At 64.5% G+C, this 13,333-nt stretch carries 12 protein-coding genes and 1 pseudogene; 5 read left to right on the top strand and 8 right to left on the bottom strand.

The annotated features are described in order from the left end of the window. The first annotated feature begins 19 nt into the window (after window positions 1–19). The 3 genes from repA (at window position 20) to repC (ending at window position 3,676) form a co-directional block, all read left to right on the top strand. Window positions 20–1,243 (top strand): plasmid partitioning protein RepA, encoded by a 1,224-nt coding sequence (gene repA / locus EV665_RS25065; RefSeq protein WP_133036137.1) that lies wholly within the window; start codon window positions 20–22, stop codon window positions 1,241–1,243. Continuing rightward, window positions 1,240–2,262: a plasmid partitioning protein RepB gene (repB, locus tag EV665_RS25060; RefSeq protein ID WP_133036136.1), complete on the top strand. Its 1,023-nt coding sequence runs from the start codon at window positions 1,240–1,242 to the stop codon at window positions 2,260–2,262. The genes repA and repB overlap by 4 nt, the downstream gene beginning before the upstream one ends. A 199-nt stretch (window positions 2,263–2,461) precedes the next feature. After that, window positions 2,462–3,676, top strand: coding sequence for a plasmid replication protein RepC (gene repC, locus EV665_RS25055; RefSeq protein WP_133036135.1), 1,215 nt, complete (start codon window positions 2,462–2,464; stop codon window positions 3,674–3,676). 112 nt (window positions 3,677–3,788) lie between these two features. Here repC and EV665_RS25050 read toward each other — a convergent pair whose 3' ends face one another. The 7 genes from EV665_RS25050 to EV665_RS25020 form a co-directional block, all read right to left on the bottom strand. After that, a complete protein-coding gene (locus EV665_RS25050) occupies window positions 3,789–4,106 on the bottom strand; it encodes a hypothetical protein (protein ID WP_133036134.1) in 318 nt (105 codons plus the stop codon). 276 nt (window positions 4,107–4,382) lie between these two features. Further along, entirely contained in the window at window positions 4,383–5,423 is a 1,041-nt protein-coding gene (locus tag EV665_RS25045; RefSeq protein ID WP_245507820.1) for a tyrosine-type recombinase/integrase, read from the bottom strand. 699 nt (window positions 5,424–6,122) lie between these two features. After that, window positions 6,123–6,737 carry a hypothetical protein gene (locus EV665_RS25040; RefSeq protein ID WP_133036132.1) on the bottom strand — a complete coding sequence of 205 codons (615 nt, stop codon included), beginning with the start codon at window positions 6,735–6,737 and terminating at the stop codon, window positions 6,123–6,125. A gap of 70 nt (window positions 6,738–6,807) precedes the next feature. After that, complete coding sequence (locus EV665_RS25035; protein WP_064334558.1) at window positions 6,808–8,517, bottom strand: flotillin family protein; 1,710 nt, start codon at window positions 8,515–8,517, stop codon at window positions 6,808–6,810. Window positions 8,518–8,523: 6 nt separating this feature from the next. Further along, a complete protein-coding gene (locus EV665_RS25030; RefSeq protein ID WP_133036131.1) occupies window positions 8,524–9,180 on the bottom strand; it encodes an OB-fold-containig protein in 657 nt (218 codons plus the stop codon). Beyond that, the gene (locus tag EV665_RS25025) at window positions 9,180–10,289 is read right to left on the bottom strand and encodes a PspA/IM30 family protein (protein WP_064334636.1); all 1,110 of its coding nucleotides are present in this window, start codon (window positions 10,287–10,289) and stop codon (window positions 9,180–9,182) included. Before EV665_RS25025 ends, EV665_RS25030 begins: the two co-directional genes overlap by 1 nt. 308 nt (window positions 10,290–10,597) lie before the next feature. Beyond that, window positions 10,598–11,677: an ROK family protein gene (locus tag EV665_RS25020; RefSeq protein ID WP_133036130.1), complete on the bottom strand. Its 1,080-nt coding sequence runs from the start codon at window positions 11,675–11,677 to the stop codon at window positions 10,598–10,600. Between the two features lie 112 nt (window positions 11,678–11,789). On the opposite strand from EV665_RS25020, the gene otsB reads away from it, so the two are divergent. Further along, window positions 11,790–12,602 carry a trehalose-phosphatase gene (gene otsB / locus EV665_RS25015; protein WP_133036210.1) on the top strand — a complete coding sequence of 271 codons (813 nt, stop codon included), beginning with the start codon at window positions 11,790–11,792 and terminating at the stop codon, window positions 12,600–12,602. 56 nt (window positions 12,603–12,658) lie between these two features. Then, the gene (locus EV665_RS25010) at window positions 12,659–13,105 is read left to right on the top strand and encodes a PPC domain-containing DNA-binding protein (RefSeq protein ID WP_133036129.1); all 447 of its coding nucleotides are present in this window, start codon (window positions 12,659–12,661) and stop codon (window positions 13,103–13,105) included. A 129-nt stretch (window positions 13,106–13,234) separates the two neighbouring features. Here EV665_RS25010 and EV665_RS25005 read toward each other — a convergent pair. Then, a pseudogene (locus EV665_RS25005) lies at window positions 13,235–13,333 on the bottom strand (amino acid ABC transporter ATP-binding protein); the annotation flags it as partial.

Raw genomic sequence — 13,333 nt, 5'->3', positions numbered from 1 at the left:
AGGCCGCCAAGAGGAAGACATGGCGATAGCAAATCGAGTAGACCCAATTGTTGGCACCAAGGAAGACGCAGGCGGCAAGATCATGCGCCATGCGGGGCTTCTGTCGGCGCAATTGCAGCAGCTCAGAACGCGCATGTATCCTCCGAAATCGGAGAAGACCCTTCGTTCGTTTTTGACCAACGAGGTGTCGAAGCTCACCTCCATACCTGATTCCACCTTGAAGCTCATGTCCATCGAAGGACGCGGGCCGGTCCCGAGCAGGCTGGAGAACAACCACCGCGTCTATACGCTGGCCCAGATCAATGAGCTTCGCGCGCTGTTCGCAAAGCAGAAGCCGGCCGAGGCCTTGCGGTTTCTTCCCCGCCGCCGCGCCGGCGAGCATCTCCAGGTCATCGCGATCGCGAACTTCAAGGGTGGCAGTGCGAAAACGACGACCTGCGTGCACCTTTCCCACTATCTGGCGCTCCAGGGATACCGCGTTCTCGCGCTCGACCTCGATCCGCAGGCATCCTTGTCCGCCATGTTCGGTTTCCAGCCGGAGGTGGATGTCGGTTCGAACGAGACGATCTATGCGGCCCTGCGCTACGACGACACCGAGCGGCGCCCGATCCGCGAGGTCATTCGCAAGACCTATTTCGAAGGGATCGACCTCGTTCCCGGCAATCTGGAGGTCATGGAATATGAGCATGAGACGCCTCGCGTCCTGGCGAACAAGTCGGGTTCCGGCGCGATTTTCTTCGAAAGGCTGAAGCTCGCCCTTTCGGAGGTCGAGGCAGATTATGACGTCGTCATCCTGGACACGCCGCCCTCGCTCGGCTTCCTGACCCTGAGCGCCATTTATGCAGCCACCAGCATGATCATCACCGTGCACCCGGCCATGCTGGATGTCGCATCGATGAGCCAGTTCCTGCTGATGATGGGCGACCTCATCAGCGTCCTGAACGAAAGCGGCGCCCAACTGGATCAGGATTTCATCCGCTATCTCGTCACCCGTCATGATCCGAACGACGCGCCGCAGTCGCAGGTCGTCGCGATGCTGCGGCACATGTTCGGCACGGACGTGCTTCTTCCGACCGCGATCGAAAGCACGGCGGTCGAAGCGGCCGGCCTTGCGAAACGCTCGATATATGAACTCGAAATGGGCCAGATCGGGCGGGACACCCACAAGCGTGCGCGCGAAGCGGTCGATGGCGTCAACGAGGCGATCGTCCGGCTGATCAATAATAGCTGGGGGCGGACATGAGCAAATCATCCCGCAAATCGATCGTCGCCAGCTTCGGCCTGCTGTCGGCGGAACTGGAGAACAAGCTTGCGGACGTGGAACAGCCGGCCCCAGCGGTTCCGACGCAGCGCGTCGGTGCTGGCGTCATCGGCGCCGCCCACCGTGCGATCGACGATATCCGCTCGGAGCGGGACCGGCTGAAGGCGCTTGTGGAGGCGGGTGGCGGATCCGTTCGGGAGCTGGATGCCGCGCTGATCGACCCCTCCCCCTACCCCGACCGATTGCCGGACGACGACGCGACCAGCTTCGAGGCGTTCAAGCGCTCGATCGAGAGCGAGGGACAACAGGTTCCCATCCAGGTTCGCAAGCACCCCTCCTCCGCTGGCCGCTACCAGATCGTCTACGGTCATCGCCGCTGGCGTGCCGCCAAGCAGCTCGGCAAACCCGTCCGCGCGATCGAAGTGGAGATATCGGATCTCGATCTGGTTCTCGCGCAGGGCATCGAGAATGCCAGCCGTCAGGATTTGACGTGGATCGAGCGCGCTCTCTTCGCATCGCGCATGGATGAGGCAGGGATAAAGGCGCGCCACATCTATGCGGCGCTTTCGATCGAGGACGCCGAGCTTGCAAGGATGCGCAGCGTCTACCGCGCGCTTCCGGCCGATATCATCGAGGCCATCGGACGGGCGCCGAAGGTCGGCAGGCCGCGCTGGCTCGACCTTGCCAAAATCGTGACGGGTGACGGTCAATCCCTCGACACCATCAGGGCGGTCCTGTCGAGCAAGGCCGGTGAAGCCCAGTCATCCGATCAGCGATTTCAGCGGATTCTCGATGCGGTGAAACCGGCCGCATCGGGAAAAACCGCCGCGGTGACCGCGCTTGCCGATGGGAACGGCCGGAAGCTCGGCGCGATGACGGCCTCGGCGAAGGAAGTGCGGATTTCTGCGGAAGGCGCCCTTGGCGCCGCGTTCCTGAAATTCGTGGAGGCCGAATTGCCGGGCCTTGCCGATCGATTTTCCCGCCTGCGGGATGATGAGTGACAATCCTGACAGCTGTCAGGGTTTCGGATGACAGGAAAGGAAGCGCAGCAAAAGAAAAAGGCCCCCAAAACGTTGCCGTCGTGGAAGCCCCTCTCTGATTTAGCACCTCGAGAATCGCATTTCCACGAATCGTAGTCAAGAGTCCTTGGCGTCATTTTGGGCGAGCGGATTTCTTTTGCCTTTTGCAAGGTGAAAGAAAATGCAGAGTGGATATGTGACGACGCCCTTCGGGCGGCGGCCGATGTCGCTTGCGCTTGTGCAGCGGCAATTGGCGACGGCTGGAATCAAGCCGGGCAAGACAGCGGATAAATGGAAGGTCTTTCGGGACGCTTCGGAGGCGAGGGGATTGCTGGGCCTGCAGGACAGAAGCCTGGCGGTGCTGGATGCGCTTTTGAGTTTCTATCCGGACAATGAACTGCGTCAGGACGCGCAGCTCATCGTCTTTCCATCGAATGCGCAATTGGCCTTGCGTGCACATGGCATCGCGGGCGCCACGCTCCGGCGGCATCTCGGCCTGCTCGTCGATGCGGGCCTGATCGTGCGCAAGGACAGCGCAAACGGTAAGCGTTATGCGCGCAAGGACAAAGCGGGTAGTATCGAAACGGCGTTCGGCTTCGATCTTTCGCCGCTGCTTTCCCGTGCCGAAGAGCTAGCGATGCTCGCCCAGAAGGTCGTCGCGGACCGCCTGGCTTTCCGCCGAGCGAAGGAGAACCTGACGATCTGCCGGCGCGACGTCCGCAAGCTGATTTCCGCCGCCATGGAGGAGGGCGCTCCGGGCGATTGGGAGGCGATCGAAGCGATCTATATCGGCGTTCTCGCGAGGCTCCCGCGCACTCCGGCGCAGAGCGATGTCCATGCAGCCCTCGATGAAATGGAGCTTCTCCGCGGCGAGATCATCAACATCCTGGAAATGCAACAGAATACAGAGAAAACCAGCACCAATGATGCTCATGTTGAGCGTCACATACAGAATTCAAAACCCGAATCCATCCATGAACTTGAACCTCGCTCTGAAAAAGAGCAGGGGGCGAAGGCCGGGGGAAGCGATGAGGCGCCGAGCACGCCGCTCCGCAATTTCCCGCTTGGCATGGTCCTGAATGCATGCCCCGACATTGCGATGTACGGCCCCGGTGGCAAGATCGGTGGATGGAAGGACCTGATGTCGGCCGCCGTGGTGGTGCGGTCCATGCTCGGCATTAGCCCCTCTGCCTACCAGGAAGCTTGCGAGGTGATGGGGGCGGAGAACGCGGCCGTGGCGGTGGCCTGCATTCTCGAACGGGCAGGGCACATCAACTCCCCGGGAGGCTATCTTCGGGATTTGACGCGTCGGGCGGAACGGGGAGAGTTTTCCCTTGGGCCGGTTCTTATGGCGCTTCTTCGGGGGCAGAGCGGGGGGAACAGAAAGGCCGGGTGATGGCCGGAGATCGGAAAACCCTGCCAACTGTCAGGGTTTTGAAATACGGCATATCGCACCCGCATCCTCTTCCTTTGGCTCCACGACCCGATGCCAACCGCTGCCCTTGTTCCTATTTCGAGTGGCGTGGATTGCCGAGTTCCACGTCGAGGCGATTGTATGTGGCCTGGACCATGTCGATATCGTTGAGGTGGCTGGCAACGGCCAGTTCGATCACGACATTGGCGACCGCTGCATCCACCCTGAGGCGATCGGCCGAACGATGTGCGTGGACAAGCGCATCCAGCGCCTCGTCATCGCCGCCAAGGGCGAAATGAAGATCCAGCGCGCTCCTGAGAAACGGGGCGCAGCGATCAGAGGGCAATTGCGAGGAGAGATCACCTTCCTCTTGCGTTGCCAGCGTGACCGCCTTGTTCTGCAGTTCGCTCATTGTGATGTCCTGTTGCCGCTGCGTTCCGTGCCGAGTTCCCGAGAATCTATCCTGACAAACCTCGCCCGAGCCTTGCGCGCAATCCTGGAGATGCCGGTGAGAAAAAGCATTCGTCTCTTTCATCGTGCAGGCGGATGGAATGGCAAGATTTTTACTCGGAGAGATGACCTCAACATTCGAAGCACCGCTGCGAACCTGTGCAGGCGATCTTGAAGCATGTCGCTTGGTGTGACGTGCGAAAATCACAGGGCGAAGGCGCAAGGCGTCAAGCGTGTCTTAGAGACCCGCGGCCTTTGTAAGATTGACGCGGAAGCGATCGCGGCGGCGCTGGTAGCGGCGGGTCATTTCGGCCGAGGCGTGGCCGAGTTGCTTCTGCACATGGCGCTCGTCGACTTCGGCCGAGGAGGCGAGGCCGGCGCGAAGCGAATGGCCGGCGAATTTCTGTGCCCGCTCGGCTTCCGACAGGTCGCCGCGCACCCCGGCGGCCAGCGCCGCCTTCTTGACGAGGCGCGCCACCTCCTGGTCGTTGAGCCGGTCCGGACCGACATCCTTGCCCTGGCCGGTGACACGGCGGAACAGCGGACCCCGGGCGATCTTCGCGAAGCGGATCCAGGTTTCGAGCGCGGTGACGGGGCAGGTGGCGTCGGACGAACCGCGGCCGATCTCCACCTCGCGCCAGCCGGTCTTGCCGCGCAGCGTCACCAGAACGCCCTTGTCGAAGATCTCGATCCAGCCGCGCCCGTCCTCGCTCTGGTCGCGCCCCAGATCGAGGCCGGTGATCTCCGAGCGGCGCAGGCCTCCGGCAAAGCCGACGAGCAGCATGGCCCGGTCGCGCAGGCCACGCAGCGTGCCGCGGTCGAGCGTTTCCAGCATGGCGATGAGGTCTTCGGGAAGCAGGGCCTCCTTCTGGCGCGGCGGGGCGGCATGCCGGTTGCGGATGCCGGCCATGACGGTGGCGATGGCGCGATCCTTGCGGTCGAGCTTCGTGCCGCGCTGCGCGCAGTTCCAACCGATTGCCGCAAGGCGGCGCTCGATCGTGGAGACGGTGTTGGGCTTGCCGCCACGCTCGGCCGTGCCGGAGGCGCAGGCGGTGATATAGAGGCCGACGACCTCAGGATCGGGGGGAAGGGCAGCCAGGTTCTGGCGCCGGCACCAGGCGGAAAAATGCTTCCAGTCGGAGGCGTAGGCTTTTCGCGTGTTGACGGAGCTCGCCGCCTCGACATACCCGCGGGCGCGATCCGTGAGATCCTGCAGGTGGGTCGGCAGGCGGGGAGGCACGGATGCCGCAACGGCGGTGGCGGACTTGCCTTCGGCCATCGCTGCGTCCTGCGGCTTCGCGGAGGAATGCGGGGGGTAATTGTCGGCGTTTTCGTCGTCGAATCGGTCCATTTCCCTATAATGAACAAAACGACCGATAAGGCAATCTTATCCGGCATCCTCCGGCCTGCACAATCTGTGCGGTTCTGACTTCGGTATGGACTGAAACTGCACTTCTGGCGTTTATTTTAACGTATGGAGGCACTCCCTCCATGCCTATCCGCACATTGACGGCCGCCGGCGGGGCTCTGTTGTGCGGGCAGAGTGCATCTGCCGTCGTAAGGATAGCTGTTTGGCCTCGGCTCAGCCATCCGGTGCTCTGGCTATCGCGGAGTGCGCGATGGACAGGCTATTTGTCCAGCGGCATCGCTATCCATCCCGCGTTGTACGCCCTTTGGACGTCTCCAATGCTGACGGTATTGTCGAGAAAACAGTGGCATGCAATCCCTGTTCTTTCCGGTTCGGCTGGTAATGTTCAGCCGCATGCCCACGCTGATCGGATATGTCCCTTGCATACTCTTGCTGGTGCCCACCGATCCTCCGGAAGCCGAATTGCGGGCGGGCGGTGCGGCGTGCGTAAGGCATTGGCGGAGGAATTGGCAAGAAGGTTCCGTCACCGGTCCTCGCTACGTGAGACCGGCCGCGCCCTTGCTTGCGTTTACCAGACCCATGGGCCGTGCGAAAACCGGCCCCACAGGTTCACGGCGCAGGCCGGGGCAGGCGCACTTGCGTCAGCGCCTTGACCCTGCCGGGCCTGAGCGCTTTTAGCTGCGTCAGCAGGTCCTTGGCGGCGGCGTTGCCGTAGGCGCGCCGGCTGATGCCGAAGAGCATGACGCCGGGCTTGCCGCCGGCATCGCTGTAGCGGGCATAGCGGTAGGCGTTCCATTCGACGATATACTGCCCGTCGGTATCCTTGCTGCTGACGATGAAGTCGAGCAGCGCCTCGCCGGCCGCCTCGTTCTGGATGACGTCCATGTTGACGAGCGGGTCTGTCGCCTTGCGCTGGTTCAGCATCGCCACCTGGGCGCGGACAGCATCCATGACGGTGATGCCGCTTGTGACGGTTTCGACCAGGATCATCTGGTCGTATCGCTCGGCGCGCTGCCCGTCCGGAAGATATTCCTGCTTGATGTAGGTTGCGGAGGGCTGTGCGCTCCAGGCGAGCCTGTAGGCGTCACCCTCGAAATCGATCGGGCCCGGTATGCCGAGCACATCGGTGGCCTGGGCAAGGGCGGATGTCGCGGTAAGCACGAGCGCGACAAGCGCGGTACCGAGATGGCGGGCGGGGCGGCTGATCGAACGGGTGGCTGCCATGATCTGTCTCCTTCCGTCAAAAGCGGCAAGGCCGCCGGGTTCATCCGGCGGCCTCGTTTTCTTCAGGCGCTCAATCGGCGTCCCCGGTTCTTGCCTTGGCGCCTTCGGCGGGCACCCTTGCCGCCGCGTTGCCGACGGAGGCGGCGAGCAGGGCCTGCGTCGGGTCGGCACCCTTGAAGCCGGCCTGTGCGAGGATCTCGTCGAGGATGGGTTTCTGGGCCGTGAAGCTGAGAAGCTGGCTGCTGAGGTCGCCGACGGCATGTCCCGCCCCATCGCCGCCATTGCTGCCGTTGCCCGCCAGCGCACCGGCGAGGCCGCCGGCGCTGAAGATGCGGATGTCGGAGATCTTCTCGATCGGCTTCATCGCCTGCTCCAGCGCCTGCGGGATGATGGCGACGCGGGCGCGGGCGAGCTCGAACTCGATGATGCTGGCCGAAAGGGCGTTGCGGGCTTCGTTGAGCGCACGCTCGGCCTGGGCTTCGGCCTGGCCGAGCTCGATGACGCCTGTCGCCTTGATCTTGGCGGCTTCCGCATCAGCCTGCGCCTGGATCTTCGTTGCGGCGGCGAGGTTTTCGGCCGCCTGGCGCTCGGCCTCGGCCTTGACGGTGATGGCGGTCGCCTCCTGTTCGGCGGCCTTGCGCGCATCGAGCACCGCGATGCGCTTGGCGCGCTCGGCGATCTCGACTTCCCGTGCCGTCGTCACCTGTTCCTCGGCGGTGATGGCGGCGGCCTTCGCCTCGTCGGCCTTGGCGCGGGCGGCCTGTTCCTGCTCGCTCTTCTCGGCGACGGCGATGGCGGCGTCGATGCGGGCGGTCTCCGTCACGCGGCGGGCTTCCGCCTCGCGCTCGGCAATGCCGCGTTCGGCATCGATCCGGGCAGTCTCGCGGGCCTGGCGCGCCTGGGAGTCGCGCTCGGCAATGCCCTTTTCGGTGTCGAGCCGGGCGGTTTCCTCGCTGAGACGGGCGAGCTGTTCGGCCCTGGCCGCTTCCGCGCGCGTCTCTGCGGTCTTGTTGGCGATGTCGCGTTCCTGCGTCAGCTCGGCGTCGCGCTGCTCGCGCTCGATGGTGAGGCGGCGTAGCGCGGCTTCGCGGTCCTTGGTGGCGATCTCCACCTCGTTGTCGCGGACGATCTGGTTGCGCTCGCGCTTGCGCTCCTCGGTGATCTTGGTGAGCGCGGTGAGGCCCTCGGCGTCAAAACTGTTGTTCGGGTTGAAATGCTTGATGTCCGTCTGGTCGAGGCGGGTCAGCGATACCGATTCCAGTTCGAGGCCGTTCGATTGCAGGTCATGCGCGACGGCGGCCTGCACGGATTTGACGAATTCGGCGCGCTGCTCCTGCAGGTCGCGCAGCGACATGGTGGCGGCCACCGAGCGCAGGCCGTCGACGAACTTCGCCTCGACGAGCGTCTTCAGCGCATCCGCGTCGTTCGTGCGGTCGCCGAGCGTCTGGGCGGCGAGGGCGATGTTCTCCGAATCCGGCTTCACGCGGACGTAGAACTCCGCGGTGATGTCGGCGCGCATGCGGTCCTTGGTGATCAGCGATTCGTTTTCGGCGCGCTTGACCTCTAGCCGCAGCGTGCTGAGCGACACCCAGGAATAGGAGTGGAAGATCGGCAGGATGACCGATCCGCCGTCGAGCACGACCTTCTTGCCGCCGAGACCGGTGCGCACATAGGCCTTGTCGCGTGTGGCGCGGGTGTAGAGCGAGGTCATGATGATGCCGATGACGACGATCGCCGTCACGATGACCCCGGCGATGATTCCTACCGAGAGGAAGTCCATGATCGTTTACCCTCCGTTGTTGGGATAGTGGCCGTCTTCGAGCACCGCCGGGGCGGGAATGGCCTGGAAGAGGCCGTCCTTGCCGTCGACGATGAGCACGGACGCGCCCGTCTCGATCACATGCCCCGGCACGGCCCGGGCACGCAGCGTGTGGATGTTGTCGTAGCGGTCCTTGATGCGCACCGTGCCGGGATGGCCCTGGTCGAGCGGCCCGAGCGTCACCGTTCCGACGAGGCCGATGAAATCGGCCTGTTCCTGCACGCTCGTCTCGTCGCGCGGGATGATCCGCGCCAGCCCGCGCGATGACCAGCGGGTGACGGGGATGGCGACGGCGAGCGCGCCGGTGACGGCGGCGTAGAGCGGCAGCGGCTCGCGGAACTGCGTGATGACCGCCTGCAGCGCAAAGCCGGCTGCCGAGAAGGCGGAGAGCAGGATGACGGCAAGCACCAGGATCGGCACGCCGCCGGCATTGAGCCAGGACATCCACCCGCCGAGAAGGCCGGATTCCGCATCACCCGGCCCGTTGAAGTCGAGGCCGTCGTCGATCAGCCCGGAGGCGGACGCGCCGAGCAGCACCGAGACCAGTTCGACGATGCCGAGGCCCGCCACCGTCAGGAGCGCGATCCAGAAGGGAGCGGTCCCCGGGTGGACGATGGATTCCATCAGCGCTCACCCTGCCTAAAGGCGGCAAGGCGTGCCTCGATCGCCTTCTGGCGCTGCAGGCGGCCCAGTTCCTCGACCTCCGCCGTTCCTTCCATGGCCGGCTTGGAAGGAACGCCGGTGACACGCTCGACGGCTTCGAGCGCATCGGCAAGGCGTCGGTCGTTGCGCTGGGACGGGGTGGCGGCCGTCGGGGCAGCGCGCTCGGCGCGCCGTGCATCCTCCAGCCGCTTCATCGCGTCGGCGCGGGCCGAGGCGATGCTGCGCAGCGTCGCCTCGGCATCGGCGATCTCGCCGGCATTCTCCAGGATGGCCTTGGACAACGCGTCGCGCTGGGCCTCAAGGTCGATCTGGACGCCGGTGGCGGCGCGGGCGAGGTCTTCGCGGCCGTTTTCCAGCCCGACCTTGATCTTCTCGTCGAGGTCGCGGATCTCCGCGTCGAGGTCGTCGGCCTTGGCCTTCAGCCGGTGGCCGGCGGCCATGGCGACGCCGAGCGCCGCGCGGGCTTCCTCGGCGATCGCGCCGATCTCGCGGACGGCCTGCTGCGCCACGGCGACCGGGTTCGACGCCTCGGCGGCATCGACCGCCGTGTTGACGACGCCGGCGATGACGCGCCCGAGGCGGGCGAGGATACCTTCGTTGGACATGGAAGCCTCCTTCTTCGAATGGATGCCGGCCTGGATGCCGGCATAGAGACAGATGGACGACCCGGCAAAGACGAGCCGCGCTTCGGCAAAATCCGCCCAGCCCTCGCGATAGCCGCTTGCCGCGTAGGGCAGCACGATGCGGCCGTCGAGCGTCGCGATGCTCACGCTGTCCGGGCCCTTGACCGCGAAGAGCTTGGAGTCGAGCGGAATATCCGCGACGACCTCTCCCGGCGTGCGGCGGCCGTGGTCGCGCAGCGCGAGCGTGACAAGGCGGGCGGGAAGCCCCGTCGTCGCGCGGATCTCCTCATAGGCCGCCTGGTGCAGCGCCACGACATTGGCGCCCTTTGTCCGGTCCAGGATCGCCATGGCCTGCTGGTAGGCCGCCAGCGTCTCGGACAGCGCACGGCGCATGTCCGGCGTGGGTTGAAGGATGAGCCTGAGACTGGATGTGAACTTCGTTGCCATGATGAAATATATAAAGCACTTCATTAGTGCTTTCAAGGCCGAATTTGCTGCGACTGTCTGTTCAACGGATGAGGTGGACAGACTCTTCGCTTCATATGGCGTTGTTTTTCGCAGAGCGTGTTCCTGCACGGGAGAGGCAGGGCGCTTCTTGCGGCATTGTGAGCCATCTGCAAGGCGCGCCTGGTCCTTCACTCATCGGGAGCGAAGATGACGGATCGTGCCGTCGACATCATTGTTTGTGCACGTAGCGCTTCAGCCGGGATTACCGGTGGACCGGGTTGCCGGCTTTGCGATCCAGCTTCGGCCGGTCACGTTTCCTTGCGGGCGAAGCTGGCATTGCCGAGGCCGGTACCGATCGTCACGGCGGCCCAGCGCGTTACATCCGCCATGCGCGGCACTTCCGACAGGCCCTGCACGACGGCATCGTTGTGCATGATGATGAAGGTCGGCTGACCGGCGATCTCGGGAATTGCCTTGCGCAAGGCCTCGGGAAGATTGAAATGCGTGCTTTCCCAATTGCCGCCCGGCAGGTTCTGGCCACCCCGTGCGATCGAGCCGTCGGGGGCGATGATGCCCGGGCAGCCGATGCCGATGACCGGTGCCAGCGCGAGCTTGGCCTTCTTTGCCTTGGCGACGAGGGCTTCGATCATCCGCACGAGATATTCGATGGTGGCCGTGCGGCGGGGTTCGTCTTCGGCATGGCGCCATAGCTCCGACTTCCAGACCTTGGCCCTGGAAAAATCCGGCTTGTCGTCGAGGTTGAGCTTGACGAGGCCTGCGCGGATGTTGGTGCCGCCGATATCGACGGCGAGGATCGCATCGTGGCCCTTCAGCATCCACGAGGGAATGAGGTGCACCGCGCCGAGCAGCCCGGCCTCGTCCGGATGATGGGCGATCGGCATGATTTCCACCTTCAGCCCCTCGGCCTTGAGCCGGATCTGGGCGCGGGCGATCGCCATCAGGCCGGCCCGGCTGTCCTTGAAGCCGCCGCCGACCACGATCCGCTCCGTGCCTTTCCAGGCCTCCTCCTTGAGATAGCGCGCAAGAACGCCCGCAAGACCGGTTGCAAAGTCGTCGATCGCCGCAAGCACCAGGGATGCGGCCTCCGTTTCCCCTTCCTTGAGCAGCGCGTCGATCTCCTTCTTGGAAAGATCGTCCGTCGGCACGTCGCCCAGCGGATCCGCGCCGCCCGCGCGAACCCGTTTCCGCCATGCCTCGATGGCGTCGCGGAAGGCGGACTTGTTGGCCTGGTCGCCGATGAAGCCGTCCTTGTCGCTCAGTTCGAGATTGTAGCTGGTCACCGCGACGGCGGGCAGATCATCCGCGCCGTGAATGACGGGGGCGCTGTTGTCTTCGGTCTGTCGCGGCTTCTTCTTCTGCTTGCCCATGTCGGCTCCTCTGCCCGGTGCGAGGGCACAATGCGCCGGGGAAAAACTTGTTCCGGCAGGGACTTCGACGTCAGCCCTTGCCGCCCGGCGATCGCGATCTACTTGCTTGCCGATGAACGAACTGGAGAAATTGCAGCCGTCGGATGCCGCAACCCGTCATCTCGTCCGCCGCCTTGCCGACGAACCGGAGCGCTGGGCGCTTTTCCTCGATATCGACGGAACGCTGCTCGATCTCGCGGCGACGCCGGATGCCATCCAGGTCCCCCTGTCGCTTCCGGGGAACCTTGATGCGGTTTCCGCCCGCCTCGGCGGCGCGCTGGCGCTGGTCACCGGACGAAGTCTTCCTTTCGCCGATGGACTGTTCGCCCCCTTCCGCTTTCCCATCGCCGGCCTGCACGGCGCGGAATTCAGGGGCGCGGACGGTGCGACCTCGGTTGTCTCGGCGACGCCGGCCTTTGCCGCACTGAAACAGCGCCTCGTGGAGCAGACGGCCTGGATGGACGGCGTGCTGATCGAGGACAAGGGCGCTGCCGTCGCCGCGCATTACCGGCTGGCGCCCGCTTATGACACGACGCTTGAAAAGATCATGCGCGACTTTGCCGAGGAGGCTGGCCCCGCCTGGGTGCTGCAGCCCGGCAAGATGGTCTTCGAGATCCGCCCCTCCCGCGCCGACAAAGGAGAGGCCGTCGCACGCTATCTGGAACAGCCCGCCTTCGCAGGACGCCTGCCGATCGCGATCGGCGACGACCTGACGGATGAGACCATGTTCGCGCTCGCCAATGCCCGCGGCGGCCAGTCGATCCGCGTCGGTTCGCTCACGACCGCCACCTGCGCCCTTGCCAAGGCGTCGTCACCGTCGGCCATCCGCTCGGCGCTGGCGACGATTGCCGTGGCCGGTGGCCGGAAAGCGACGGCCGCCTCCTGACCGGGCGGAACAGAAGAGCGCTTCGGATCTTTTCCCTTCATCACGGGAGATAGACGATGAAGCACAAACTTCTGGCAAGCGACGCGGGCGAGCGCACGTTCATCCTCGTTCTCGATACGGGCGACGAGGCCTTCAAGTGCATCACCGATTTTGTGGAGAGGGAGGGTATAACCGCAGCCTCGATCATGGCCATCGGTGCCTTTCGTGCGGCGACGATCGCCTTCTTCGAGTTCGAGACGAAGAACTACAGGAAGATCCCCGTCGAAGTGCAATCGGAAGTCCTCAGCATGATCGGCGACGTGGCGGTGGACGACGAAGGCAAGCCGAGCGTGCATCTGCATGTCGTGCTCGGTTTTTCGGATGGAAGCACCAAGGGCGGCCATTTCCTCGAAGGCCATGTGCGTCCGACCCTGGAGGTCGTGCTGCGGGAGACGCCGTCCGAGTTGAGGCGCCGGCATCGCCCCGATCTCGGCATCGCGTTGATCGACGGGCTCTGCTCATGAGATTCAAGGATCCCGCCGATAGCGCCCTGGCGTCGGTCCGGTGCGCACGACCAGCGGCAGCTATCGCACCCATGGCATCGAATCCAGGCGGCAGGCAGCGCCGGAGCATCTCTCCGGCGAAACCGTGTTTCAATGCAGGATCTGGCTGAGGAAGAGCCTGGTGCGCTCGTGCTGCGGGTTGTCGAAGAACTCGGCCGGCGAGTTCTGCTCGACGATCTGGCCCTGGTC

It is taken from the genome of Shinella granuli (assembly GCF_004341885.1).
Classification (GTDB): domain Bacteria; phylum Pseudomonadota; class Alphaproteobacteria; order Rhizobiales; family Rhizobiaceae; genus Shinella; species Shinella granuli.
The sequence above is the reverse complement of the archived record's forward strand: the minus strand, read 5'-3'. Positions and strand labels throughout refer to the sequence as shown.

Bases quoted from the DNA above. Each gene is read 5' to 3' on its own strand.
- repA (WP_133036137.1), top strand. From the start codon at position 20: ATGGCGATAGCAAATCGAGTAGACCCAATTGTTGGCACCAAGGAAGAC.
- repB (WP_133036136.1), top strand. From the start codon at position 1,240: ATGAGCAAATCATCCCGCAAATCGATCGTCGCCAGCTTCGGCCTGCTG.
- repC (WP_133036135.1), top strand. From the start codon at position 2,462: ATGCAGAGTGGATATGTGACGACGCCCTTCGGGCGGCGGCCGATGTCG.
- EV665_RS25050 (WP_133036134.1), bottom strand. From the start codon at position 4,106: ATGAGCGAACTGCAGAACAAGGCGGTCACGCTGGCAACGCAAGAGGAA.
- EV665_RS25045 (WP_245507820.1), bottom strand. From the start codon at position 5,423: ATGGCCGAAGGCAAGTCCGCCACCGCCGTTGCGGCATCCGTGCCTCCC.
- EV665_RS25040 (WP_133036132.1), bottom strand. From the start codon at position 6,737: ATGGCAGCCACCCGTTCGATCAGCCGCCCCGCCCGCCATCTCGGTACC.
- EV665_RS25035 (WP_064334558.1), bottom strand. From the start codon at position 8,517: ATGGACTTCCTCTCGGTAGGAATCATCGCCGGGGTCATCGTGACGGCG.
- EV665_RS25030 (WP_133036131.1), bottom strand. From the start codon at position 9,180: ATGGAATCCATCGTCCACCCGGGGACCGCTCCCTTCTGGATCGCGCTC.
- EV665_RS25025 (WP_064334636.1), bottom strand. From the start codon at position 10,289: ATGGCAACGAAGTTCACATCCAGTCTCAGGCTCATCCTTCAACCCACG.
- EV665_RS25020 (WP_133036130.1), bottom strand. From the start codon at position 11,677: ATGGGCAAGCAGAAGAAGAAGCCGCGACAGACCGAAGACAACAGCGCC.
- otsB (WP_133036210.1), top strand. From the start codon at position 11,790: ATGAACGAACTGGAGAAATTGCAGCCGTCGGATGCCGCAACCCGTCAT.
- EV665_RS25010 (WP_133036129.1), top strand. From the start codon at position 12,659: ATGAAGCACAAACTTCTGGCAAGCGACGCGGGCGAGCGCACGTTCATC.